The following is a 24,634-nucleotide window of genomic DNA, read 5'->3' on the forward strand; positions in this document are numbered from 1 at the left end:
GCGATGGGGCTCGTTCACACCTACCGCTGCGGCTGCGCGGCGTCCAGGCGGGCGCGCAGCGCGTCCAACTCGGCCCAGAGCACGCCGGGCAGCTTGTCACCGAACTTCTCGAACCACTCGGTGATCATCGGCAGCTCGTTGCGCCACTCGTCCGGGTCGACCTTCAGCGCGATCCGGACGTCCTCCGGGGTCATGTCCAGGCCCTCGACGTCCAGGGCGTCCGGCGCGGGGACCATGCCGACCGGCGTCTCGACCGCGTCGGCCGTGCCCTCGATCCGCTCGACGACCCACTTGAGCACCCGGGAGTTCTCCCCGAAGCCCGGCCAGAGGAACGAGCCGTCCGGGTCCTTGCGGAACCAGTTGACGTAGTAGATCTTCGGCAGCTTCGCCTCGTCGCCGTCGGCGCCCTTGCCCATCTCGATCCAGTGCCGGAAGTAGTCCCCGGCGTTGTAGCCGATGAACGGCAGCATCGCCATCGGGTCCCGCCGGACCACGCCGACGGCGCCGGACGCGGCGGCGGTGGTCTCCGAGGAGAGCGTGGCACCCATGTAGACGCCGTGCACCCAGTCGCGGGCCTCGGTCACCAGCGGGACGGTGTCCTTGCGGCGTCCGCCGAAGAGGATCGCGTCGATCGGCACGCCGTTCGGGTCGAAGTACTCGTCGGCGAGGATCGGGCACTGGGTGATCGGGGTGCAGAACCGGCTGTTCGCGTGGGAGGACAGGCTGTCGCTCTCCGGCGTCCAGTCGTTGCCCTTCCAGTCGATCAGGTGCGCCGGCGGCTCACCCATGCCCTCCCACCAGACGTCGCCGTCGTCGGTGAGGCCGACGTTGGTGAAGACGGAGTTGCCCCGGTCCAGCGTGCGCATGGCGTTGGCGTTGGTCTTCCAGTCGGTGCCGGGCGCGACGCCGAACAGGCCGTACTCGGGGTTGACGGCGTAGAGGCGGCCGTCCGGGCCGAACCGCATCCAGGCGATGTCGTCGCCGATGGTCTCGACCTTCCAGCCGGGAATCGTCGGCTCCACCATGGCGAGGTTGGTCTTACCGCAGGCCGAGGGGAACGCGCCGGCGATGTGGTAGGTCTTGCCCTCCGGCGAGGTGATCTTGAGGATCAGCATGTGCTCGGCGAGCCAGCCCTCGTCCCGGCCCATCACGCTGGCGATTCGCAGCGAGTAGCACTTCTTGCCCAGCAGCGAGTTGCCGCCGTAACCCGAGCCGTACGACCAGATCTCCCGGCTCTCCGGGAAGTGCGAGATGTACTTGGTGTCGTTGCACGGCCAGGCCACATCCTGCTGGCCGGGGGCGAGCGGGGCGCCGATCGAGTGCAGCGCGTGCACGAAGTCCGCGTTGTCACCCATGGCCTCGAGGACCCGGGCGCCCATCCGCGTCATGATGCGCATCGACGCGACCACGTACGGGCTGTCGGTGATCTCGACACCGAACATCGGAGACTCGGCCTCGACCGGCCCCATGACGAACGGGATGACGTACATGGTGCGACCGCGCATGGATCCCCGGTACAGATCCGTCATCGTCCGCTTCATCTCGGCCGGCGCCATCCAGTTGTTGGTGGGGCCGGCGTCCGCCTCGTCGACGGAACAGATGTAGGTGCGCTCCTCGACCCGGGCGACGTCCGTCGGGTCGGTGCGCGCGTAGAACGAGTTGGGCTTCTTCTCCGGGTTGAGCCGGATCAGGGTGCCGGACTCGACCAGCTCATCGGTGAGGCGGCGCCACTCCTCGTCGGACCCGTCCACCCAGACGACACGGTCGGGGGTGGTCAGTTCCGCGACCTCACGGACCCAGGCGAGCAGTTTCGGATGGGACGTCGGGGCCTGATCAATACCCCGCACAACAGCCGGAGCAACCATGACACATCTCCTTGTGGTCGACGCTGACCGATCTATGGGATGCACGAGACTCGGCGGCGCGATGCGTCGCCTTCGTGGAAACCTGGGATTGGCCTCAGCGTAAACCGGGCAGCCTTCCGAGTCAGTGGGACAGGTTGTGAAGAACTGCACAAGCTACGGCCTCGCTGCGGCATCACGAGCTGATACCCGCTTTCCCGCGCAGTTTCACGCAAATCTTGTTGTGCACCCCGGCGGAAGCTTGTTGCGGTCGGGCCGTGGACCTGCCCCGCCGACCGGTGCGGTGATTCCCGTTCCGCGGCGGCTCAGTCCTCCCAATTGGCTACGCGCTGTGCGGTGGTTACGTACACGGCGCTGGGCCCCTCCGGGAGACCACGCCCGCTTGCCGTTGCTACCCCTCTGACTGGCCGGCAGCCGGTAGGATCCCTCCGTGGCCGCCACGATGACCGGGGAACAACCGGGTCCCCGGCAGACCCGGCGGGGTCTCGTCGGCGTACTCCTCGACCGCTTCGGTCACCTCATCCGCGAGATGAGCAAGTTCGCCACCGTGGGTGGTTTCGCCTTCCTTGTCGACTTCGCGCTCTTCAACTACCTGACGAGCAAGCACGGCGTCGAAGAGCTGACGGCGAAAACGATCTCCACCGTGATCGCGGCGTCCGTCGCCTTCGTGGGCAACCGGTTCTGGACGTGGCGGCACCGCCAGCGCAACAACGCGGCCCGCGAGTACGCGCTCTTCTTCTTCTTCAACGCTGTCGGTCTCGGCATCACGGTGGCCTGCCTAGCGCTCAGCCGCTACGGGCTCGGAGCCATCTGGCCGGCCGTGTTCCAGACGCGCCTGGCGGACAATCTCGCCAGCTACATCGTCGGCACGGGGTTCGCCACGCTGTTTCGATTCTGGTCGTACCGGCGGTTCGTCTTCGTCGAAGCGGGAACCCCGACCCTTCCGCAGGTGAATCCCGACCGGGACCACGGGGCGTGACCTGCCGCCCACCTCGTTCGGCCGGTGATCGCCGGCCGCACCGACTGCCCTAAGGTGTTTCGCATGCGTCTTGTCCGCCTGCTGCCTGAGCGCTGGCAGAAGTTCATCCACGAGGCGCTCAAGTTCGGCATCGTCGGCGGCATCAACACCGTCATCAATTACGCGGTGTTCAATGCCCTTGCACTGACCGTTTTCGTCAACGGTCAGTTGAAGGCGACCGTGATCGCGACGATCGTCGCGACCATCACGTCGTACCTCATGAATCGGCATTGGACGTACCGCGATCGCCCGAAATCGGCACTTCGCCGGGAATATCTCCTTTTCTTCCTTTTCAATGGCGCCGGCCTGCTCATTGAGCTGGGGGCCGTGGCGGCGGCCAAGTACGGTCTCGGCGTACACGGCCTGCTGGCGCTGAATCTGGCCAAGACCGTCGGCGTCCTGCTGGCCACGCTGTTCCGATTCTGGTCATACCGCACCTTCGTCTTCCAGCCCGTCGCACCGGCCGAGGACGAGGCCGCGAAGCCCGACTCCACCTGGCACGACATTCCGCGCGACGAGTGGGACACCATGGCGGAGATGGACCCGGTCGCCGAGTTGGCGGAATCGGTGTCCGAGCTGGAGGAGGCGGAACGCCTCGACTCCCCAGCCGGCGCACCGGCTCAGGGCCGGCCCCCGCAGTTGAGCGTCAGCCCCGCCGTCGACCTGGACGCGGAACTCGCCGCGGAGCTGCACGTCAGCACCCGCCGCGCGCCCCGCCGGTGACGACCCCCGACGCCCGCTCCGGCACGGGGCGGCCGGCCGAGCTGTTCTTCGAGGATCTCGTCCCGGGGCTCACCGTCGACCTCGGCGTGGTCACCGTGGACGCCGACGAGATGGTCGCCTTCGCCCGCCGCTTCGACCCGCAGTGGTACCACGTCGACCCCGACCTGGCCGCTGAGAGCCGACACGGTGGTCTGATCGCCAGCGGCTTCTACACGGTCAGCCTGTTCATGCGCGCGTACGTCGACCACCTGCTGTCCCGGGCCGCCGCGGACGCGTCCCCCGGCCTGGAGGAGCTGCGTTGGCTCGCCCCGGTGCGGGCCGGCGACCGGCTCGCGGTCCGGGTCGACGTGATGGGTGCCCGGCCGTCGACCGCCCGCCCCGGGCTCGGCACCGTCAGCCTCACCGGCACCATGCTGCGCCTCGGCCCGGACGACCGGCCCGAGCAGGAGGTGCTGCGAACCCGCTTCCGTGGCTGGTTCGCCGTCCGACCGGTCGAGGCCGACCCCGCCGAAGCCGAAGCCGCCCCGACCGACGCGGACCAGCGCGGAGCTGACCAGCCGGACAGCGGCCCGACCGCAGCGGACCCGTCCACCGTCGGGTCGACCGACGCCGACCTGACGGAGAGCAGCGGCTCACCCGAGGCTCAACGACCCGACTGACCCGCCCCCGACAGTGCGGCAGGGGCGGGTCCCCACCGTCCGGTTCAGGTAGTGGTGTCGCGCAGCGGCTTGCCGTCCTGCATGTCGGCGAGCATGTCGCGCATCTCGCCATCGCCCAGCGAGTGCTTGTCGTGCTGTGCCTCGACCAGCTCGTACAGGGTGGTCTGCACCCGTCCGACGTCCGGCACGTCGTGGAGCACCGACTGGCCGCGCTCACCCGCCGACTCGATGGTGAGCGTCCCGCAGCCGAGCAGACGCTCGACGAAACGCTGGTTCATCGAGTGATCGTTGACCCGGGCGAGCGGGAGGTCCCGCCGGTCCCGAGAGAACACACCCTGCTGAAGCAGGACTCGCTCGTTCGTGAACAGGTAGTGGGTGGTGCGCCAGACCAGGAACGGCCACAGGCCGAGCCAGAGCACCGCGACCAGGGCGATCGCCCCGATCACGGCCAGCACGATCGAACCGCCGCCACTCTCGGGCAACAGGAGCACGCCGACCACCACCGCGGCGATGGCCAGCACCAGCACCGCGATCGGCCGGATCAACGCCTTCCAGTGCGGATGCAGGTGCAGCACGACGTGCTCGTCCTCGGTGAGCACGTCTTCAGGAAACGCCACGGGAACCTCCAACGCGATTTTCTAGACGCGCAGACGGTAAACCCCCCAAGCCCTCGCACAACATCCGCCACGCGGCCCCACCCGTTGTCCGCGATCTTGCACTTTCGGTCGCCGTTGCGCGGCTTTCGCCCGACTAGCCGCGACAGAAACTGCAAGATCGCGGGGGCGGGGCGGGGGTGGGGCGGGGTGGGGTATTAGCGGAGGTGCAGGACGTCGCCGGCGGCCAGGGTTCGGGCACCGGTCGACGTGGTGACCATCAGTTGGCCGTCCGGGTCCACCCCGGTGGCGGTGCCGGTCAGGGAGTCGCCGTTGGGGAGCAGAACGCGTACCTCGCGGCCGATCGTCGCGCAGGCCGCCAGGTAGGCGTCGCGCAGGCCGCTGGCCACCGCGTCGCCGCCCGCCGAACGCCAACGGTCGTACCAGTCGGCGACCGCCCGCAGCAATGCCCGCAGCAGCGGATCCCGATCGGTGGCCACCGCGCCGGCCAGCTGGAGTGAGGTGGCCGGCAGCCCGGTCGGATTCACCGGCAGCTCGTCGGCGCGCAACGTCACGTTGAGCCCGATGCCCAGCACGATCGCCGGCGGTTGGTCCGACGCCCGTCCGGGCACCGCCTCGGCCAGCACGCCCGCGCACTTCGCGTCGTCGATCAGCAGGTCGTTCGGCCACTTGAGGGTGGCTTCCAGCTCGGCCAGCCGGGCCACCGCCTCGACCAGCGCCACGCCGGCCAGCAACGGTAGCCACCCGTACCCCGTGGGTGTCGCCGGCAGCCAGCCGCGGTCCGGCACGGCCTCGCCGGGCCGCAGCAGGACGCTCGTCGCGATGCCGGCCCGTGCCGGCGACTGCCAGACCCGACCGCGCCGGCCGCGCCCCTCGGTCTGCCGCTCGGCGACCACGACCAGGCCCTCGGGCTCGTCGGCCCGGGCGGCCTCGGCCACGTCGGCGTTCGTGGAGCCGGTCTCGGCACGCAGCTCCAACCGGGCCCACGGCCCGTTCGGCGCGGTCAACGCACGGCGCAGCCGGGCCGCCGACAGCGGCGGCCGGTCCAGATTCGTGTACGGGGAGCCCGACATTCCGCCAGCCTACGGCGGTGCTCCGGTCGACACTGAGGCGTACTGCACAGCGGCACCCACCTGAACCATCGTTATATTCCCTGGGTGACTACCGAGACCGGGACCAACATGCACAGCACCGCGGGCAAGCTGGCGGACCTGGAGCGCCGGGTCGACGAGGCGGTGCACGCCGGGTCGGCCCGCGCCGTGGAGAAGCAGCACGCGCGCGGCAAGAAGACCGCCCGCGAGCGGATCGAGATGCTGCTCGACGAGGGCTCCTTCGTCGAGCTCGACGAGCTGGCCCGGCACCGGTCCACGGCCTTCGGGCTGGAGCGGAACCGCCCGTACGGCGATGGTGTGGTCACCGGCTACGGCACGGTGGACGGCCGGCAGGTGTGCGTCTTCGCGCAGGACTTCACGGTCTTCGGCGGCTCACTCGGTGAGGTCTTCGGCGAGAAGATCGTCAAGGTGATGGACCTGGCCATGAAGATCGGCTGCCCGGTGGTCGGCATCAACGACTCCGGCGGCGCGCGAATCCAGGAGGGCGTCGTCTCGCTCGGCCTCTACGGCGAGATCTTCTTCCGCAACGTGCGGGCGTCCGGCGTCATCCCGCAGATCTCGCTGGTGATGGGGCCCTGTGCCGGCGGCGCGGTCTACTCCCCGGCGGTCACCGACTTCACCGTGATGGTCGACCAGACCTCGCACATGTTCATCACCGGCCCCGACGTGATCAAGACGGTGACGGGCGAAGACGTCGGCATGGAGGAGCTGGGCGGCGCGCGTACGCACAACTCCCGCAGCGGCAACGCGCACTACCTCGCCAGCGACGAGGAGGACGCGGTCGACTACGTCAAGGCCCTGCTGTCGTACCTGCCGTCGAACAACCTCGACGAGCCGGTCGTGGTCGACGCCCCCGCTTCGCTTGAGGTCAATGACGAGGACCGGGAACTGGACACCCTCATCCCGGACTCGGCCAACCAGCCGTACGACATCCACACGGTGATCGAACACGTCCTCGACGACGGGGAGTTCCTGGAGGTCCAGCCGCTCTACGCGCAGAACATCGTGGTCGGCTACGGCCGGGTCGAGGGGCGACCGGTCGGTGTGGTGGCCAACCAGCCGATGCACTTCGCCGGCACCTTGGACATTGCCGCCTCGGAGAAGGCCGCCCGCTTCGTTCGCACCTGCGACGCGTTCAACATCCCGGTGCTGACCTTCGTGGACGTGCCCGGCTTCCTGCCCGGCACCGGTCAGGAGTGGGACGGCATCATCCGCCGGGGCGCGAAGCTCATCTACGCGTACGCCGAGGCGACCGTCCCCAAGGTCACCGTGATCACCCGCAAGGCGTACGGCGGGGCGTACGACGTGATGGGCTCCAAGCACCTCGGTGCGGACCTGAACTTCGCCTGGCCGACCGCGCAGATCGCGGTGATGGGGGCGCAGGGCGCGGTGAACATCCTCTACCGTTCCGAGCTGGCCGGGGCCGAGGACCCGGCGGCGGTCCGGGCCGAGAAGATCGCCGAGTACGAGGACACCCTGGCCAACCCGTACGTGGCCGCCGAGCGCGGGTACATCGACTCGGTGATCCCGCCGCACGAGACGCGCACCCAGATCGTCCGGGCGCTGCGCGTCCTGCGTACCAAGCGGGAGACCCTGCCGCCCAAGAAGCACGGCAACATCCCGCTCTGAACTCGCCGCCTTGATCCGCGCAACTTCGGGGAAAGTGCTGCCTCCGGGCGACAGGAGGCAGCAACAGATGTTGTGCGGATCATCGCCCCTGGCGCGTCAGCAGGGTGGGTTGGCGGCGGCGCACATCCGGGCCGCCGCCGCCACTGCGAGCTGCACGAGTTCGGCCTCGGTGCCGTCGTAGCCTAGGCGGAGTACCGAGACGGTGTCGCCGACCCGGACGACCGCCACCAGGATCGGCGACGGTTGGTCGCCCAGCGGCTGCCCGGTCTCCAGGTCCCGGGTGACGGTGAGTGAGTCCCGCAGGATGGCGGCGTCGTCACCGGCGAAGCCTCGCTGCACCACCGACCACCGGTGCAGTGCTTCCCCCGTGCGGGTCCCCCCTGCCGTCAGGATCGGCCCAACGCTCAGCCATTCGGTACACGGAGCGACCAGGTCGTCCAGACTGGCGAAGATCTGTCGGGCCGTCTCGGGCACCAGTCGGAAGAGATCCTGCGTGACCAGACCATCCGACTGGGTGAGGATCGGCGCAGCGCGCTTGGGCACAAACGTCTGTGAACGAGACAGGATCGACGTCTGCCAACCCTCCGACCGTCCCTGGCTCGTCCGGCAGTAGCCGAGCATGTGGTCCAGCAGGACCGGCTCGCCCAGCCCCGATTGGCTGAGCTGCACATCGACCTGCTGCGGCAGGTCGGCTGGCTGCAACAGGGCGTCGGTGGTGATCTCGTGCCGGGTCGGCGAGGCGGAGGGCGCGGCGGCCGGCAGGACCGGCGGCGGAGACTTCCTCGGGGCGGCGACCGCCACGGCGGAGACCCCGGCGAGGGCCAGCACGACCGTGGCCACCACGACCTTGCGCTGGCCGCGGCGGCGGGCCCGGGAGCGGATCTCCTCCGGGCCGAGCCACCGCACGTCCCGCAGGTCCTGCTGGATCTGTTCGACGAACGTCGGGTCGTCACGCATCGGTGGCCTCCTCCAGATCAGAGACGGCGAGCAGGCCGGCGAGCGCGGTACGCCCCCGGGAGAGACGGGCCTTGACGGTGCCCACCGGGGCCGCGGTCTCCCGCGCGACCTCGGCGACCGGCATGCCTACCAGGTAGTAGAGGGCGATGGCGACGCGTTGCTCCTCGGGCAGTCGACGCAGGGCGGCGACCACCGCGACGGTGTCGGTGCCCGGCCCGGGAACGGTCTCGGTGGCCCCGTGTCGCAGGTAGGCGCGGGCGCGGCTACGCAGGCTGCGCCACCGGCTGACGGCGATCCGGCTGGCCACCACCCGCACCCACGCCTCCGGGTCGTCGTACGCGCCGACCGTCGACCAGCGCTGCCACGCCCGGACGTACGCCTCCTGCACGGCGTCCTGCGCCTCACCCCGATCGCCGGTGAGGGCGTAGACGAACCCGAGGAGTCGTTGCCGACTCCCCCGGTAGAACTCGTCGAACCCGTCGACGTCCGGCACCCGCTACCTCCCCGTGTCGGTCGCTGGGAACACGCACCGGGCGGGGTCGTCGGTTGCCCCGGTCAGGTGATCATCTTCTGCAATTCGGTGAGCGGGAACGCCCCGGCCCCGGTTCGCTCCCGGACCGCCCGGCGTACGGCCCGCTGCACCGCGACGTTGACCGGCGTCGGTACGCCGTGCAACCGGCCGAGCAACGCGATCTCGCCGTTGAGGTGGTCGACCTCGGTCGAGCCGGTGCCCCGGGCCAGGCTCTGCCAGGTGGAGCCGCCGGAGCGCTCCTCGCCGTCGACCGGGCGCTGCCCCACCAGGTCGCCGCGTTCGGCCTTCTCCTCCTCCGGCGAGGTGTGCGCGATGCCGGCGGCGGCGAGCGCGGCGACGCCCTCGGCGCGTACCCGTTCGACCAGCGCGTCCGGGATGTCCCGGCCGAGCAACGCCTGTAGGCCGTTGCCGAGGTTGCTGAGCAGCTTGCCGTACTTCCAGCGCAGCACATCGGTGCGGACCGGGGCGACGAAGCCGGCGGCGGTCAGGTCGGCGGCGATCGCCCGGTCGGTGTCGTCGGCGCCCCCCGGGTACCGACCGATGTGGAGCATCCCGGGATGCGGGTACCCGTTGGCGACCACCACACCCGGGTCCAGGTGGGTGGCCGGCAGCCAGACGCAGACCGGGTGCACGTCGGCGAAGAGGCGCAGCGCGGCCCGCTCGTTGGCCACCCCGTTCTGCGCGGTCACCAGCGGCAGACGTTCGCCCGCAGTGCCGCCGCCGACCACCGGCGCGTCCACCCACGCGGCCAACGCCCCGGCGGTGTCCTGCGACTTCACGGTGAGGATCAGCACGGTGTCCGCTGGCAGCGGCTCGTCCGTGGGCCGGTCCACCGCCGCGAGCCGGGCGGTGACCTCACCGTCGGGCTGCCGCAGGGTCAGACCCCGCGCGCGGATCGCGTCCAGGTGGGCACCGCGGGCCACCACTGTCACGTCCCGATCGGCCTGGGCCAGCCGTACGCCGATGGTCCCGCCGACCGCACCCGCGCCGATGATCACGTATCGCATTGCCTCATTCTGCCCGCCCGCGCCTCTCCAGCCCGCGCACGGCTGAACCACCCCACCCGCCGTCGATCATGGACTTATGGTGCCCGATTGTGAGCGGGTTGCCGCTTTTACGGCCCACCACAACTCCATGATCGCCGGAGAGAGGCGGCTAGGACGACGCGGGGAGGAACGGGCCGGTGAGCAGGAGCGCGCCGGCGACCAACGCCGCGAGGTTGACCAGGGCGAAGACACCCACCCAGAAGAGCGGCGGAAACGGGGTGAGCCCGGCGAGCTGGTCGGCGTCGGAGGCGGGCATCCGGCCCCGCGAACGCAGCCGTTGCAGCTCGACCACCGGCCGCACCCCACCGAGCAGCAGAAACCACACCCCGGTGTACGCGAACGCGGCCTGGACCTGCGGCGTCGCGTACCACGAGACGGCGAACACCAGCGCCCCGGTGATCAGCAACGACACCACGCCGAAGGCGTTGCGGATCATGACGAGCATGGCCAGCAGCAGCGCCACGGCCACCCAGAGCAGCAGGGTGATCCGGTTACCACCGAGCAGCCAGGCGCCGGCCAGCCCGACCAGCGGCGGTGCGACATATCCGGCGAGCAGGGTGAGGATCATGCCCGGCCCGGTGGGGCGGCCGGCGGAGAGCGTCAGCCCGGACGTGTCCGAGTGCAGCCGGATGCCGCGCAGCTTACGGCCGGTGAGCAGGGCGACCAGGGCGTGCCCGCCCTCGTGCGCGATGGTGATGGCGTTACGGGCGATCCGCCACGGCAGCCGGGTGGAGACCACCACCAGCGCTACGACCCCGGTGATCAGCACCAGCAGCGCGGGCGGGTCCGGCTGCGCGCCGAACAGCGTGTCCCACAGGTCGCCCAGCCCGTCGATCGACATCATGGGGCGCGAGCCTACCGGCGGCGTTCCGTGTCGCTCCCGAGGCACCGGCTCGCATGTCGGCCAGCGGGGTGACTGACACCCGCCGTTGAAGCTTTTATTCAGCCACCCTTGCGATCTAGGGCACTTAGCTCCAAAGATGATTGTCGATAGAGCGATCCTCTTGGAGGCATTCATGACCCGTACCCGATCATCGCTGCGCCGCGCGCTCGCGGCCGGCCTCACCGTCCTCGCCACCGCGGCGGCGGCCCTGGTCGCGACCGCCGGACCGGCGGCCGCCGCCACCACACCCGGTGTCGACGTCTCCCGCTACCAGGGCACCATCAACTGGACCAGCGTCCGCAACGCGGGCATCCAGTTCGCCTTCATCAAGGCGACCGAGGGCACCAGCTACAAGGACCCGAACTTCAACGCCAACTACGTCAACTCGTACAACGCCGGGGTGATCCGCGGGGCGTACCACTTCGCCCGCCCGAACATCTCCGCCGGCTCCACCCAGGCCAACTACCTGGCCTCCAACGGCGGCGCCTGGTCGGCGGACAGCCGCACCCTGCCGGCGGCGCTGGACATCGAGGGCAACCCGTACGCCGGCGGCTACTGCTACGGGCTCAGCACGACCGGGATGCGCAACTGGGTGCAGGACTTCCTGAACACCTACCGCTCCCGCACCGGCCGGTACGCGGTCATCTACACCACCACCAGCTGGTGGAACCAGTGCACCGGCAGCTGGACCGGCCCGTGGGCGAACCACCCGCTCTGGCTGGCCCGCTGGTCGAGCACACCCGGCGCCCTGCCCGCCGGTGCGTCGGTGTGGAGCTTCTGGCAGTACACCAGCACCGGCGCGGTCTCCGGGATCAGCGGCAACGTGGACCGCAACTACTGGAACGGTGACCGGAGCCGCCTGATCGCGTTGGCCAACAACACCTGACCGCGCCGTTGGCGGCAGCGGGATCGACGGTCACCACACGGTCGACAATCGGTCCGGCTGCCGCCACACCACCGGGTACGGGTCAGGCCCGCCGCCGGCTCAGGGCCGGCACCACAGCATCCTCACGAGCCAGCGCGCCCCTGCGGGTCAACCGCCAGGCGGCAACGCCAAAGCCGGCAACGATCACGACGCCGAGCAGTGCGATGAGCACCGAAACCCCCGCGCTGACCAGCAGCAGGATCGCGTCGCCGAGCGCCACGAGCATCCACAGTGCCAGCCGGGGCCGAGTGTCCCTCCGTCGGTAACCCATGTCGCGCCTCCTTCCGTCGTCGAATGTCAATTACCCACGACGGCGCAAGGTCATGCGAAGGATTTTCAGTCCTGACGGTCGGGCACGAAACCCTTGGCGATCCGGTCGAAGTTCGGCAGGTTGGCCTGCCAGTCCTTCTGGGCGATCTCCCACCGCAGGGCATAACCGCGGTTCTTGGCCGTAACGAACCCGCGGTTGCGGACGTGGATCCGCTCCCCGTCCCGGGTCTCCAGCCACTCCCAGTCCGCGCAGGTCTTCCAAAAGGTGCAGCGCTCGATGCCGAGATACTGGTAGTTGTCAACTTCGTTCTTGCGGCCGCCCTCGATGCTCTTCCAGTCGGCGTAGGCGTCCTTCTTCGGGTTCGAGGTCCACTGCACGAGCAGCTCGCCCGGCCCTTCGGGATCCTCGAAGACGACAGTGTTGAAGCCGCCCGATCGACGCACCCAACCATTGGGAATCGGCAGGGAGAAGCCTCCGGGATCCTTGTGCAGCTTCCACCCCGCTGGCAGCGCGTTCGGGTCGACCGAGGGGGTGGCCGACGCCGACGGGCTGGGAGCACCTGTGGCGGAGGGCGGTGGCGCTGGCGCAGCAGAAGTCGGGGCGGCCCCCGAGGTCGCGGCAGCACCGGTCGGGTTGGCCTGCGGGGTCTTGTCGCCGTCACCCTTGGTCAGCATCGGCACGACCACCACGAGGCCGATCAGCAGCAGGGCGACCACCGCGCCGATCAGCAGGTTACGTCGGGTGTTGTTCGGCTTCGTGCCGTCCGAGGGCGGCACCGCCGCGCGACCGGCCGGACTCACCGGCGGCATGAGCGACGTCGGCGTGGTCGGCTTGCGCTGCTCCGGAGCGACCGGCGGACCGTCGACAACCGTCGGCTCGTCGTCCACGTTCGTCGTACCGTCGCCGCTCGTGTCGGGCGCGGCCGTGACCTTCGCGGTCGGCTCGGCATCGGACGGGTCGGCAGCGGACGGCGCCGGGCGGTCGATCGTGGCGGTCGGCTCGGCCGGCGCCGCTGCGGTCGGCTCAGCCGGCACAACCGCGGTCGGGTCGGCGACCGCACCGGAGGAGACGACGGCCGTCGGAGTGGCATCGGCGGCCGGAGTCGCGGCGGCAGCGGAGGTGGCGGCGGACGTCGTCGGGGCAGCGACCGGCGGCGGTGACACCGGCCGGTCGACACTCTCGGCCGGTCGCGGGGCCGGCACCACCGGCAGGCGCGGCTCGCGCGGACCGTTCGGCCCAGGCCGGCGTACGCCATCAAGCAGTGAGATCCCGCGCGACCGCTTGCCGCCGGCGCGGCGCAGCAACCGCTCCGCCACCTCGGCGGTGATCCGCTCGTTCGGGTCCTTGCGCAGCAGGCCGTTGAGGACGGCCTTGAGCGGACCGGCGTTCTTCGGCGGCGGAATCGGCTCGGTGGCCAACGCAGCCAGGGTGCCGATCGCCGACGGCCGGGCATACGGCGACTTGCCCTCGACCGCCGCGTAGAGCGTCGCGCCCAGCGACCACAGGTCGGCCTCCGGCCCGGCGGTGCCGTCCCGAGCGCGCTCGGGCGAGATGTACGCAGGTGAGCCGAGGACCATGCCGGTGCGGGTCACGTTGGGGTCACCGGGGATCGTGGCGAGACCGAAATCGGTCAGCACCACCCGGCCGTCGTCGCCGAGCAACACGTTGCCGGGCTTCACGTCGCGGTGCATGACACCCGCCTTGTGCGCGGCGCTGAGCGCACCCAGCACACCCAGGCCGATCTCCACCGTGCGGGCCACCGACACCGGGCCGTCCTCGGCGAGAGTGTCCTGCAACGACTTCGACGCCACGTACTCCATGACGATCCACGGATCGCCGTCGGTGCGCAGCACGTCGAAGATGCGGACGACGTTGGCGTGGTTGAGCCGGGCGATGGCCCGCGCCTCCCGCAACGAGCGCTCGCGCATCTCGCGGCGTTCCTCATCGGTGAGACCGGGCGGCGGCACCAACTCCTTGATGGCGACGTCCCGATGCAGCACCTCGTCGCGCGCCTTCCACACACGGCCCATGCCACCCTGGCCGAGCGGCGACAGGAGCCGGTATCGGTCAGCGACGAGTTGGGGAAGCGCGTTCGACATCGGTGAGACGGTACCCGGACCGGCTGACGCTCACACCGCCGGCACGCCACTGTGCGCTTCGGGTAACTTCGCGGCGCGTACCCTGGCGGCATGTCTGCCGAAGAGCCGCTGTTCCGGGTCGTCCGCGGCGTGCCCACCGCCGAGGAGTTGGCCGCTCTGGTGGGGGCGATCATCGTCCGAACCCGCCCAACCGCCGCCCCCGTCCCGGCGACCGCATCCGCCTGGGCGCGCAGCGGTCGACCCGGCGGCTCCCGCGGCTGGCGCGCCGCCGGCCTGCCCCGCTAGCCCGAGACCTGTCGCGCGGGGGCTGTCAGGGTGGCGTTGAGCCGTTAACCTCACTCAGGGAAACGGTGCCGCTACGGGTAGGGAGGATCCATGATCCCCGAAGAGGACCGGCCAGCACCCTGGCTACGCGGTTACGGCGGCATCGAAGCCGACATCAGCCAGCTCAGAGAGTTCGCCGACCGGCTCGCCGCCGAGGTCGAGAGCAACTACGCGCCGCACCTGTCGTACATCGCCGAAGACATGTCCGCGAAGCTGCCCAACCCCTGCGACGCCTTCATCGAGTTGGTCACCTTCCTGCACGCGCACCACGAGACGCAGCAGGCCACCGCCGACATGGTGTACGCCGTCCGAGGCGCCACCGGCCACCTGGCCGCCGCCGCCGATCAGGTCGCCACCCACTACGCCGACAGCGACGCCTTCACCGCCGCCCGAGTGGCGGACGTGCAACGAGCCCTCGCCAACCCGGCCAGCGTCCTCGCCAGCGGCCCGACGCCAACCCTGACCGACCCGACCAGCCCCGACGCCGAAGGGCCGGTGGTTCTGCCGTGATCGAACGGGGCACCGGCCGCACCTCCGGCCTCACCGACTGGCACCTCATGGACGTCAACAGCATGTGGGCCTGCCTCCAGGACCACGACACCGCCAACCACTGGAAACAGGTCGCCGGGTGGCGCAAGGTCTGCGACCTGGCGCAAACCCACCTCGGCCGCCTCCAGCAGTACCGACGCGGACTCGCCGAGGCATGGCCCCCCGAGACCAGCGCCGCCTCCCGCACGTACCTCGCCGAACTCGACGAACTCATCGACAAGGTGCAGCGCACCCACGACGCCGCCGCCGCGAACTACACCGCACTCTCCGCCGCAACCCAGGCCATCGGCACCACCCGCGCCGCACTCGGCAAGATCTACGAGGAGTACGCGACCAAGTTCCAACAAAAGCAGGCGTACGAGTCGATGGTCGCCGACCCGAAAGCGGTGATGGGCAACCGGACCACTACGCCGCCTGTTGCTGATGGGGAGCTGGAACGGCTCAACGTGCAGGCCCGATCCATGATGTACAACCTGAGCGGCGAACTCCAACAAGCCCAGGCAACCCTACAAAAACCACCTGCGGCGCCCAGGAACGTGCGGCAGCCGGACGACCCCGATGTGTATGACGGTTATCTGGCACCCGCTATTCCTCCGATAGTTCCAGTGCCCTTGCCCACCTCCACCACTCACCCTCGTGGCGCAAGTGCTCAGCGGTTGAGTTCCGCCGCCCTCACGACGTCGGGGATCGGTCCAGTCCTCGGGGGTGCGGCCGCTGGAGTCTCCTCGCCGCCCGCTGGGACGACGTCGCCAACCGTTCAAGCACCGGGAGCGGGAGGCCCACCAGCTGCCATTGGCCCTGGCATTACGCCAAGGATGCCCGCTGCTTCCATTGGCGCGACTCCAACGCTTCCCACGCGAACACCCCAACCTGGGGGCCTGTCAAAACCAGTCAGCGGGGGCACCGAGGGAAGCACCGCACATCCCGCAACGCCCGCCCGCCCGGCCCCTTCCGCCGGAGGATTAATCGGCGGCGTCCCAGGACCAGCCCCAGGCCATCCGGTTAACAACTCTGGCACCCCTAGAAGGGTCAATCCGGTAGGCGGGGTCATCGGCGGCGGCGGCGCTGGGACAGCGCCCACCGGTTCGGCTGGAAGTCGGCCGGGCGGGGGACGTGGCCTCAATGGAGGTGCGAACGGTTTCCCAATTGGCGGTGCACCCGGTCTGCCTGGAACCGGGGGCCGCCCAAAGCTTGGGACAGAGGGCGAGGAAAACTCTCGCTACTGGGATCCGGACAACCCATGGGAAACCGACCAGGGCGTCCCTCCGGTGGTTCGCCCACCAGACAGAGACAATCCGATCGACCCCGGTCCGGCAATTGGTTTCGGCAGGTGATTGAGTCAACCCTGGCGGGCTTTTCCAGACTAGCTCTGGTCGGAGCCCTGTTTCCTGCCAGCCTTGCCGCCCCGCCTCAAAATGCGGACCTAATACGAGGCGATCAATGGCACCTACCATTCCTACGGATCGAGCAGGTACATAAATTCAGTCAAGGGTCCGGCGTGATTGTCGCAGTGCCGGACACTGGAGTCGACCCCCATCCCGACCTGCGCGGGAACTTACTCCCAGGGACCGACGTTATTCCTGGCGGAAGTGGTGACGGGCACCGGGATCGGGATAGTCATGGAACTTCAATGGCTGGCCTGATCGTCGCACATGGAAGGACGAACAACCAAGGCGCCCTCGGCATTGCGCCAAGAGCAAAGGTCCTTCCAATCCTGGATACTCCACCTAATGGTGTGGGCAGTCCGGACGCACTAGCCTCTGGCATTGAATTCGCCATCGCCGAGGGCGCCGACGTTATCAGCATTTCAGCGGTCGCCGGTGCCAGCATACGACTTCAGCGCGCGATCAGGGCGGCCCAGGATGCTGACATCGTAGTGGTTGCCGCAGCAGGTAATACACCTTCCGACACGGGCGTGCGCTATCCCGCAAGCGCAGAGGGTGTTATCGCGGTTGGGGGTGTGGATCGCGCTGGACAACATGCCGCCATCTCGGTCACTGGACCGAATATCGATGTGGTCGCTCCTGCGGTTGACATCTATAGCACCAGCTACGGCGGGAAATACTCGAAGGGGACTGGTACGTCGAGCGCGACGGCGATCGTGGCGGGCGCGGCTGCGTTGATCAGGTCCAAGTACCCATACCTGCCGGCCCGGGAGGTGGCGCACCGGCTCACGGCCACCGCCGTCGACAAGGGACCTCCTGGGCGTGACGACGAGTACGGCTACGGAGTGATCGATCTTGTGGCGGCGCTGACGGCAGACGTACCGCCGCTGGGGTTTGAATCGGTGAGTGCTCCGGCCGGTGCTGGCCCGACCACGACGGCTGGCGCTCAGCGGGGTGATGAGAGCGATAGCGCGACCGCGCGCGGCTTGGCCACTCTCGGGGTGCTCGTGGCTGCCGGGGTTGGGTGGGCCGTTTTAGCGCGGCGACGCCGGCGTGGTGATGATCCGCCGCCCAGAATCAGTCGCTGATCGATCAACGAAGCGGTGATCCACTCGACTTTCAGGAAACTGCGGTGTCCGGGGCGAGGGGATACCGCGTTTTCCTGAAAGTCGAGTGGATCAAGGACGCCGGACCACCGGCCGCCGGACCACCGGGCCGCCCGACCACCCGACCGCCACCACGGCGGGCGGCCGAGCGGGTGGGTGCTGGGCGGGGTGTCGGTCTTGGTGGAGGGTTGGGCGGTAACGTCGGGCTGGTGTCTGAGACTTTGCCGCTCCGCCTCGTGCTCGCTTCGGCGAGCCCTGCCCGTCGTAAGTTGCTTCAGGCTGCCGGCGTCGAGCCGGAGGTGCTGGTCAGTGGGGTGGACGAGTCCCTGGTGGTGACCGAGCGGGCCGAGGAGTTGTGCCTGGAGTTGGCTCGCCTGAAGGCGCAGGCGGTGTTGACCCGGCTGAACCCGACCGCCGATCAGCGGACGTTGGTGATCGGCTGCGACTCGGTGCTCGCCTTCGACGGGGAGATCCTCGGCAAGCCGGCGGATGCGGCTGATGCGACCCGGCGGTGGCTGCGGATGCGGGGACGCAGCGGCGTTCTGCACAGCGGGCACTGCCTGGTCGACGTTACTGCGGGCCGGCGTGCGGAGGCGGTCGCGTCGACCACTGTCCACTTCGCCGACGTCAGTGACGACGAGATCGCCGCGTACGTGGCTACGGGTGAGCCGCTGGCGGTGGCCGGTGCGTTCACGATCGACGGGCTGGGTGGGCCGTTCGTGGAACGGATCGAGGGTGACCCGGGGACGGTGGTCGGGCTTTCGATGCCGCTGCTGCGCCGGCTCCTCGCCGAGCTGGATCTGCGGATCACCGACCTGTGGACGAAGGTCGCGCCGGGCGGCCAAACGGTCGAGCCGCTCGGTAACGTCCGGTCATGACCACCAAGTCGATCCCGCTCACCAACGAGCTGCACGCCTATCTGGTCGCACACGGCTCCCCGCCGGACGAGATCATCCGTGACCTGGCCGAGGAGACCCGGTCGGTGCTGCCCGAGCACGCCACCATGCAGGTGGCTCCGGAGCAGGCCGCGTTCCTGACGTTCCTCACCCGGCTGCTCGGCGTGCGGCAGGCCGTCGAGGTCGGCACGTTCACCGGGCTCTCGTCGCTGGCGATCGCCCGCGGGTTGCCCGAGGACGGGCGCCTGACCTGCTTCGACATCTCGGAGGAGTTCACCGGCATCGCCCGGCGCTACTGGGCGCGGGCCGGCGTGCAGGATCTGATCGACCTGCGCATCGGCCCGGCCGCGGACGGGCTGCGGGAGTTGCCGCACGAGCGGCACCTGGACTTCGCGTTCATTGACGCGGACAAGACCGGCTACCCGATCTACTGGGCGGAGCTGGTGCCCCGGATGCGTCCGGGTGGGGTGATCGCCGTCGACAACGTGTTGCGTGGCGGGCGGGTCATCGCCCCGCAGGACGCTGGTGACCGGGCCATCGCCGCGTTCAACGACGAGGTCCTCGCGGACGTACGGGTGGACCCGGTGATGCTGCCGATCGCGGACGGCCTCACCCTCGCCCGGGTCCGCTGACCGCCGAAAACAGCTGACCGTCGGCAACCGCCGAACACGGTAATTGGGGTGTCCCCAGCAGGGGACACCCCAATATCAAGGAACAGCGAAGGCCTGGGTCAGCGGACGCTGCGGGCGAACTGGCGGGCGGCCCAGTAGACGCCCAGCGCGGCGAGGACAGCGGTGATGCTGAGGCCCTGCCAGACCTTGTCGCTGCCCAGGTCACCGGCGAACAGCGCCCGGGTGCCGTCGACCGCCCAGGAGAACGGGTTCCAGTTGGCGATGCCCTGCAACCAGCCGGGTGCGAAGGTCAGCGGCAGCAGGATGCCGGAGAGCAGCAGCACCGGCTGCGCCACGGTGTTCATCAGCGGGGCCAGTGCGTCCTCGCTCTTGACCTTGAGGGCGACGCCGTAGGAGACGGCCGAGGTCATGAGGGCGATCAGGGCGAGCATCAGGTACGCCAGCAGCAGGTCCCCGATGAACACCCGCAGGTCGAAGATGAGCGCCAGGAGCGTGATGATGACCGCCTGCACCATGAGCGAGACCACGTCGCGCAGCGAGCGGCCGAGCAGCAGGGCGAGCCGGCTGATCGGGGTGACCCGGGAGCGTTCGATGACGCCTGCTCGCAGCTCGGCGATCAGGCCGAAGCCCTGGAACAGGCCACCGAAGATGGCCAGCAGCACCAGCAGACCCGGTACGAAGATCTTGTAGGCGGCGGCCTGGGTGGGCGCGTTCAGCGCGGGCTTGAGCAGCGGGGCGAAGAGCAGCAGGTACATGACCGGCTGGAACACGCCGACGAAGACCCAGACCGGGTTGCGTAGCAGGAGTTGGGTCTGGCGCTGGAAGATCAGCCACGTGTCACGGGCGAATTTCATGAGAGTCGTCTCCGGTGGTCAGGACTCGCGCAGCGAGCGGCCGGTCTTGGTGAGGAAGACGTCGTCCAGGCTGGGTCGGTGCAGCTCGATCGAGCGCAGCTCCAGCCCGGCGTGGTCGAGTCGGCGCAGCACCTGCGGGATGGCGGTGGCGCCCTCGTCGACGTAGAGGCGCAGGCCGCCCTCGTCGACCGTCTCCAGCTTGTTGACGTACGGCTCGCCGTCGAGCGTCTGGGCGGCCTGCGGGGTGGCGGCCAGGTCGAGGCCGACCAGCACCACGTCGCCGGAGATCTCCCGCTTGAGCTCGGTTGGCGTGCCCTCGGCGACCACCTCGCCGTTGTCCATGATCGCGATCCGGTCGCAGAGCGCGTCGGCCTCGTCCAGGTAGTGCGTGGTGATGAAGACGGTCATTCCGTCGGCGCGGAGCCGGCGGATCTCGTCCCACATGTGGGCGCGGCTCTGCGGGTCGAGGCCGGTGGTCGGCTCGTCCAGGAAGACGATCTTCGGCTCGTGGATGATGCCGAGGGCGATCTCCACCCGGCGACGCTGGCCGCCGGAGTAGGTCTTGCACTTGCGGTCGGCGTACTCGGTGAGCTGGAAGGCGTCCAGGGCGCGGGCGGCGCGCCGCTGTGCGTCGGCCTTGCTGATGCCGTACATCCGGGCGTGCAGCACCAACTCTTCGCGGGCGGTGGACTCGTCCCAGGTGCTGCCGCCCTGCGGGACGTACCCGATGCGGCGGCGCACCTCGGCCGGGTCCTTGCGCAGGTCGGCGCCAGCGATGGTGGCCTCGCCGCCGTCCGGCTCGATCAGCGTCGCGAGCATCCGCAGTGTGGTGGTCTTGCCGGCGCCGTTCGGGCCGAGGAAGCCGAAGATCTCGCCCTTGGCAACGTCAAGGTCGACGCCCCGCACGGCGTCCACCGTCTTCGTCTCTCGACCCGCGCGGGAGCGGAACGACTTCCGCAGCCCCCTGGTCTCGATCATCTCTGCTCCTGGTCGTTCGGGCCGGTCGGGCCGGCCGTCGGGTGGGACGGCACCGGACGGCGCACTCCCCCGCTGTGCCGCCAGCAGGCTAACGCGATATAGCTTTTTTAGTCAACGTTGATTATTCCGCGTCGGTGTCGCGCGGCTCCACGCCGTCCCGCCACCCCGACCAACCCTGCGCTTCATCCAGCTCAGCAGGCAGGTACGACACTCCGGAATCGATCCGCTCCGCGATCCGCTCGCACCAGGTCATCTCCGCCTCCGCCCGGGCCGACCACAGCTCGAACATCCAGCCCACGTGCGCCGGCTTGCGGTTGCGCACCCAGTCCGACTCCAGCGAGGCCCGCATGGACTCGACGCCGGCGCGCAGCAGGTTGGCCCGGTTACGCAGGGCGGCGGCCGCCTCGGCGCGCGGCATGGCCGGCAGGAAGGAGAAGGCGGCCACGAACGGGTCGGGGGGCTCGCTGATGGTCCACCAGGAGTTGCGCAGCAGCGTCTCGAACTCGTCCTCCCCCTTGACCGTCACCTCGTACGTGGTCCGCGCCGGACGGGCGCCCACCTGCTCGGTCGCGACGGCGCGGAGCAGCCCCTCCTCGGTGAGTTTGCGCAGGGCGTGATAGATCGATCCGGGCTGTATGTTCGCCCACTTGTCGGCGCTCCAGCTCAGCAGCTCACGGCGCACGTCGTAGCCGTGCACGGGCTGCATCCACCGCACCAGACCGAGAATCATCATCCGAGTCGAAGACACCCGATAAGCGTAATAGCCAAGTTTGACTAAACCGTGGCGGGTGCAGTGCGGCATCCCACACTGAGCGATCGTTAGGGCCGCCGAGGGCGGCCGATACACTCCCCGTCAGTAACCTGCCCGGGAGGAGCCACCAAGGTGCGCAAGGTACTCATCGCCAACCGCGGCGAGATCGCCGTCCGGGTGATCCGCGCGTGCCGCGACGCCGGCCTGGGCAGCGTCGCCGTGTACGCGGACTCCGACCGCGACGCCCTGCACGCCACCCTCGCGGACGAGGCGTACGCGCTCGGCGGGGACAGCGCGACCGAGACCTACCTGCGCATCGACAAGCTGCTCGACGTCGCCGCTCGGGCCGGCGCCGACGCCGTACACCCGGGTTATGGCTTCCTCAGTGAGAACGCCGACTTCGCCCAGGCCGTCATCGACGCCGGGCTGACCTGGATCGGCCCCACCCCGCAGGCGATCCGCGACCTGGGCGACAAGGTCACCGCCCGGCACATCGCCCAGCGGGCCGGCGCACCGCTGGTCCCCGGCACCCCGGACCCGGTGGCCAGCCCGGACGAGGTGATGGCCTTCGCCGTCGACCACGGCCTGCCGGTCGCCATCAAGGCCGCCTTCGGTGGCGGCGGGCGCGGCCTCAAGGTTGCCCGCACGATGGAGGAGATCCCCCAGCTGTTCGAGTCGGCCACCCGGGAGGCGGTCGCGGCGTTCGGTCGGGGCGAGTGCTTCGTCGAGCGGTACCTCGACCAGCCCCGGCACGTCGAGGCGCAGGTCCTCGCCGACCAGCACGGCAACGTGATCGTGGTGGGCACCCGGGACTGCTCGTTGCAGCGGCGTCACCAGAAGCTCGTCGAGGAGGCGCCCGCGCCGTTCCTCACCGACGCCCAGCGCGCGCAGATCCACGACAGCGCCAAGGCGATCTGCCGCGAGGCCGGCTACCACGGCGCCGGCACTGTGGAATACCTGGTCGGCGTCGACGGCATCATCTCCTTCCTGGAGGTCAACACCCGACTCCAGGTCGAGCACCCGGTCACCGAGGAGACCGCCGGCATCGACCTGGTCCGCGAGCAGTTCCGGATCGCCGACGGCGAGAAGCTGCGGATCACCGAGGACCCGACGCCGCGCGGGCACGCGATCGAGTTCCGGATCAACGGCGAGGACCCGGGCCGCAACTTCCTGCCCGCCCCCGGCACTGTCACCGCGCTGCGTCTGCCCAGCGGGCCGGGTGTGCGCGTCGACACCGGCATCTCGGCCGGCGACGTGATCGGCGGCAACTTCGACTCACTGCTCGCCAAAGTGATCATCGTCGGTGAGACGCGGACCGAGGCGCTGGAGCGCGCCCGCCGCGCACTGGACGAGATGGTCCTCGACGGGATGGCCACCGCGCTGCCGTTCCACCGGCTCGTCGTGCGGGACGAGGCGTTCACCGCCGAGCCGTTCACTGTGCACACCCGGTGGATCGAGACCGAGTTCCACAACACCGTGCCGCCGTTCACCGCCGCCGCCGGCGCCGCCGAGGCGCCGGCCGAGCGCGACACCGTCGTGGTCGAGGTGGGCGGCAAGCGCATCGAGGTCAGCCTCCCCGCCGGCTTCGGCGGGAGTACGACCACCGCGGCACCCGCCGCCCGCAAGCCGACCCGGCGCGGCGGCGGTGCCAAGGGCGGTGCTCCGGTCGGCGGCGACGCGCTCACCTCGCCGATGCAGGGCACCATCGTCAAGATCGCGGTGGCGGACGGCGACACAGTGGCCGAGGGCGACCTGGTCGTGGTGCTGGAGGCGATGAAGATGGAGCAGCCGCTGCACGCGCACAAGGCGGGTACGGTCAGCGGCCTCAGCGCCGAGGTCGGCGCCGTGATCACCGCCGGTGCCCCCATCTGCACCATCGCCTGAGCCGTCCGGCGGACGATCAGCGCAGGGTTTCGGCGGCGACCGCGCGGACGGCGACGGTCAGGGCGTTCAGCACGTCCGACTCCAGCCGCCAGTGCTGCCAGTACAGCGGAGCGTCGAGGTGTCGGCCCGGCGCGAGGTCGACACAGCGACCGGCGGTCAGGTCGGCCTGGGCGATCTGTTCCGGCACCAGACCCCAACCCAACCCGAGCCGGATCGCCTCGCTGAAAGCCGGCACCGACGGTACGTAGTTCACCGGCGGGTCGAGCGGTCGACCGACCACCGCCCGGATGAACCGATGTTGCACACGGTCCTTCCGGTCGAAGACCAACAACGGGGTGCTCGCCAGCGCGGCGGCGGCGAATCCTGCGGGGAAGTGGGACGCCGCGAATTCCGGCGTGGCCAACGCGCGGTAGCGCATGGCCCCGAGTCGCAGCACCCGGCAGCCCTGCACGGCCTCCCGCTGGGCGGTGACCGCCGCCGTCACCGAACCGTCGCGGAGCAGCTCGGCGGTGTGGTCCTGATCGTCCTGCCGCAGGTCGAACGAGAGCCCGGCCCGCTGCGGCAACCGGGCCAGCGCGGCGGGGAACCAGGTGGCCAGCGAGTCCGCGTTGACCACCACGGCGACCCGGGTCCGGCCACCGCCGGCCAGCGGGCCGCGGGCATCTGCGAGGGCCTCCCGTTCGAGCAGCGCGAGCTGGCCGGCCAGGCGCAGCAGCGGGCGGCCGGCGTCGGTTGCCACGCACGGACGGGCGCGGCGGACCAGCACCTGGCCGACTGTCTCCTCCAGCGCCTTGATCCGCTGGCTCACCGCTGACGGCGTGACGTGCAGCAGCCGGGCCGCTGCGTCGAAGCTGCCCTCCGCCACCACGGCTGCGAGTGTCCGCAGCTGCGCCGAGTCGAGACCGTCCATTAGTTGAGCTTAAGTTGCGTGAGAATCTTTAGTTG

General features: G+C 69.8%; 24 protein-coding genes. 11 read left to right on the top strand and 13 right to left on the bottom strand.

Features of this window, described 5'->3' with window-relative positions; translation table 11 throughout:
- Window positions 1-20: 20 nt before the first annotated feature.
- On the bottom strand, window positions 21-1,865 hold the full coding sequence (locus ACFYP0_RS08060; RefSeq protein ID WP_356977943.1) for a phosphoenolpyruvate carboxykinase (GTP): 1,845 nt from the start codon (window positions 1,863-1,865) through the stop codon (window positions 21-23).
- 439 nt (window positions 1,866-2,304) lie between these two features.
- Between ACFYP0_RS08060 and ACFYP0_RS08065 the strand changes: the two genes are divergently transcribed.
- The 3 genes from ACFYP0_RS08065 (at window position 2,305) to ACFYP0_RS08075 (ending at window position 4,262) form a co-directional block, all read left to right on the top strand.
- Entirely contained in the window at window positions 2,305-2,841 is a 537-nt protein-coding gene (locus tag ACFYP0_RS08065) for a GtrA family protein (protein WP_386995488.1), read from the top strand.
- Between the two features lie 63 nt (window positions 2,842-2,904).
- On the top strand, window positions 2,905-3,603 hold the full coding sequence (locus tag ACFYP0_RS08070) for a GtrA family protein (RefSeq protein ID WP_355493930.1): 699 nt from the start codon (window positions 2,905-2,907) through the stop codon (window positions 3,601-3,603).
- Complete coding sequence (locus ACFYP0_RS08075) at window positions 3,600-4,262, top strand: MaoC/PaaZ C-terminal domain-containing protein (RefSeq protein ID WP_355493929.1); 663 nt, start codon at window positions 3,600-3,602, stop codon at window positions 4,260-4,262. Before ACFYP0_RS08070 ends, ACFYP0_RS08075 begins: the two co-directional genes overlap by 4 nt.
- 44 nt (window positions 4,263-4,306) lie before the next feature.
- On the opposite strand, the gene ACFYP0_RS08080 is transcribed toward ACFYP0_RS08075, so the two are convergent.
- Window positions 4,307-4,879, bottom strand: coding sequence for a PH domain-containing protein (locus ACFYP0_RS08080; RefSeq protein WP_355493928.1), 573 nt, complete (start codon window positions 4,877-4,879; stop codon window positions 4,307-4,309).
- A 194-nt stretch (window positions 4,880-5,073) separates the two neighbouring features.
- A complete protein-coding gene (locus tag ACFYP0_RS08085) occupies window positions 5,074-5,949 on the bottom strand; it encodes a biotin--[acetyl-CoA-carboxylase] ligase (RefSeq protein ID WP_124857997.1) in 876 nt (291 codons plus the stop codon).
- Window positions 5,950-6,033: 84 nt separating this feature from the next.
- Between ACFYP0_RS08085 and ACFYP0_RS08090 the strand changes: the two genes are divergently transcribed.
- Window positions 6,034-7,617, top strand: a complete 1,584-nt coding sequence (locus ACFYP0_RS08090) for an acyl-CoA carboxylase subunit beta (protein WP_355493927.1) — start codon at window positions 6,034-6,036, stop codon at window positions 7,615-7,617.
- A gap of 96 nt (window positions 7,618-7,713) precedes the next feature.
- Here the strand turns inward: ACFYP0_RS08090 and ACFYP0_RS08095 are convergent, their stop codons facing one another.
- The 4 genes from ACFYP0_RS08095 to ACFYP0_RS08110 all read right to left on the bottom strand — a co-directional run bounded on the left by ACFYP0_RS08095 (window position 7,714) and on the right by ACFYP0_RS08110 (window position 10,996).
- Window positions 7,714-8,574, bottom strand: coding sequence for a hypothetical protein (locus ACFYP0_RS08095; protein WP_356977940.1), 861 nt, complete (start codon window positions 8,572-8,574; stop codon window positions 7,714-7,716).
- The gene (locus ACFYP0_RS08100; protein ID WP_356977938.1) at window positions 8,567-9,067 is read right to left on the bottom strand and encodes a SigE family RNA polymerase sigma factor; all 501 of its coding nucleotides are present in this window, start codon (window positions 9,065-9,067) and stop codon (window positions 8,567-8,569) included. The genes ACFYP0_RS08095 and ACFYP0_RS08100 overlap by 8 nt, the downstream gene beginning before the upstream one ends.
- A gap of 62 nt (window positions 9,068-9,129) precedes the next feature.
- Window positions 9,130-10,113, bottom strand: coding sequence for a ketopantoate reductase family protein (locus tag ACFYP0_RS08105; protein WP_356977936.1), 984 nt, complete (start codon window positions 10,111-10,113; stop codon window positions 9,130-9,132).
- A gap of 148 nt (window positions 10,114-10,261) precedes the next feature.
- Window positions 10,262-10,996, bottom strand: coding sequence for a M50 family metallopeptidase (locus ACFYP0_RS08110; protein WP_386995082.1), 735 nt, complete (start codon window positions 10,994-10,996; stop codon window positions 10,262-10,264).
- Window positions 10,997-11,168: 172 nt separating this feature from the next.
- On the opposite strand from ACFYP0_RS08110, the gene ACFYP0_RS08115 reads away from it, so the two are divergent.
- Window positions 11,169-11,921, top strand: coding sequence for a GH25 family lysozyme (locus tag ACFYP0_RS08115; protein ID WP_355493923.1), 753 nt, complete (start codon window positions 11,169-11,171; stop codon window positions 11,919-11,921).
- Between the two features lie 82 nt (window positions 11,922-12,003).
- On the opposite strand, the gene ACFYP0_RS08120 is transcribed toward ACFYP0_RS08115, so the two are convergent.
- Complete coding sequence (locus ACFYP0_RS08120; protein WP_356977930.1) at window positions 12,004-12,231, bottom strand: hypothetical protein; 228 nt, start codon at window positions 12,229-12,231, stop codon at window positions 12,004-12,006.
- A gap of 65 nt (window positions 12,232-12,296) precedes the next feature.
- Entirely contained in the window at window positions 12,297-14,330 is a 2,034-nt protein-coding gene (locus ACFYP0_RS08125; protein WP_356977928.1) for a serine/threonine-protein kinase, read from the bottom strand.
- Window positions 14,331-14,420: 90 nt separating this feature from the next.
- Between ACFYP0_RS08125 and ACFYP0_RS08130 the strand changes: the two genes are divergently transcribed.
- The 5 genes from ACFYP0_RS08130 (at window position 14,421) to ACFYP0_RS08150 (ending at window position 19,222) form a co-directional block, all read left to right on the top strand.
- Window positions 14,421-14,615 carry an acyl-CoA carboxylase subunit epsilon gene (locus ACFYP0_RS08130; protein WP_355493921.1) on the top strand — a complete coding sequence of 65 codons (195 nt, stop codon included), beginning with the start codon at window positions 14,421-14,423 and terminating at the stop codon, window positions 14,613-14,615.
- Between the two features lie 90 nt (window positions 14,616-14,705).
- Window positions 14,706-15,164, top strand: coding sequence for a hypothetical protein (locus ACFYP0_RS08135; RefSeq protein WP_355493920.1), 459 nt, complete (start codon window positions 14,706-14,708; stop codon window positions 15,162-15,164).
- 1,384 nt (window positions 15,165-16,548) lie between these two features.
- Window positions 16,549-17,676 carry a type VII secretion-associated serine protease mycosin gene (gene mycP / locus ACFYP0_RS08140; protein WP_386995490.1) on the top strand — a complete coding sequence of 376 codons (1,128 nt, stop codon included), beginning with the start codon at window positions 16,549-16,551 and terminating at the stop codon, window positions 17,674-17,676.
- A gap of 227 nt (window positions 17,677-17,903) precedes the next feature.
- A complete protein-coding gene (locus tag ACFYP0_RS08145; protein WP_124858019.1) occupies window positions 17,904-18,572 on the top strand; it encodes a Maf family protein in 669 nt (222 codons plus the stop codon).
- Window positions 18,569-19,222 (top strand): O-methyltransferase, encoded by a 654-nt coding sequence (locus ACFYP0_RS08150; RefSeq protein ID WP_124858021.1) that lies wholly within the window; start codon window positions 18,569-18,571, stop codon window positions 19,220-19,222. The genes ACFYP0_RS08145 and ACFYP0_RS08150 overlap by 4 nt, the downstream gene beginning before the upstream one ends.
- A 98-nt stretch (window positions 19,223-19,320) precedes the next feature.
- Here the strand turns inward: ACFYP0_RS08150 and ACFYP0_RS08155 are convergent, their stop codons facing one another.
- From ACFYP0_RS08155 to ACFYP0_RS08165, 3 genes are all read right to left on the bottom strand, one after another.
- Window positions 19,321-20,076 carry an ABC transporter permease gene (locus tag ACFYP0_RS08155; RefSeq protein ID WP_091394415.1) on the bottom strand — a complete coding sequence of 252 codons (756 nt, stop codon included), beginning with the start codon at window positions 20,074-20,076 and terminating at the stop codon, window positions 19,321-19,323.
- An 18-nt stretch (window positions 20,077-20,094) separates the two neighbouring features.
- Entirely contained in the window at window positions 20,095-21,054 is a 960-nt protein-coding gene (locus tag ACFYP0_RS08160; RefSeq protein ID WP_112601935.1) for an ATP-binding cassette domain-containing protein, read from the bottom strand.
- 121 nt (window positions 21,055-21,175) lie between these two features.
- The gene (locus ACFYP0_RS08165) at window positions 21,176-21,787 is read right to left on the bottom strand and encodes a PadR family transcriptional regulator (protein WP_356978027.1); all 612 of its coding nucleotides are present in this window, start codon (window positions 21,785-21,787) and stop codon (window positions 21,176-21,178) included.
- 150 nt (window positions 21,788-21,937) lie between these two features.
- On the opposite strand from ACFYP0_RS08165, the gene ACFYP0_RS08170 reads away from it, so the two are divergent.
- Window positions 21,938-23,689, top strand: coding sequence for an acetyl/propionyl/methylcrotonyl-CoA carboxylase subunit alpha (locus tag ACFYP0_RS08170; RefSeq protein WP_356977922.1), 1,752 nt, complete (start codon window positions 21,938-21,940; stop codon window positions 23,687-23,689).
- A 16-nt stretch (window positions 23,690-23,705) separates the two neighbouring features.
- Here ACFYP0_RS08170 and ACFYP0_RS08175 read toward each other — a convergent pair whose 3' ends face one another.
- The gene (locus tag ACFYP0_RS08175) at window positions 23,706-24,599 is read right to left on the bottom strand and encodes a LysR family transcriptional regulator ArgP (RefSeq protein WP_124858025.1); all 894 of its coding nucleotides are present in this window, start codon (window positions 24,597-24,599) and stop codon (window positions 23,706-23,708) included.
- Between the last annotated feature and the right edge of the window lie 35 nt (window positions 24,600-24,634).

The sequence above is a fragment of the Micromonospora arida genome (genome assembly GCF_042873195.1).
In the GTDB taxonomy this organism is placed as follows: Bacteria; Actinomycetota; Actinomycetes; order Mycobacteriales; family Micromonosporaceae; genus Micromonospora; species Micromonospora arida.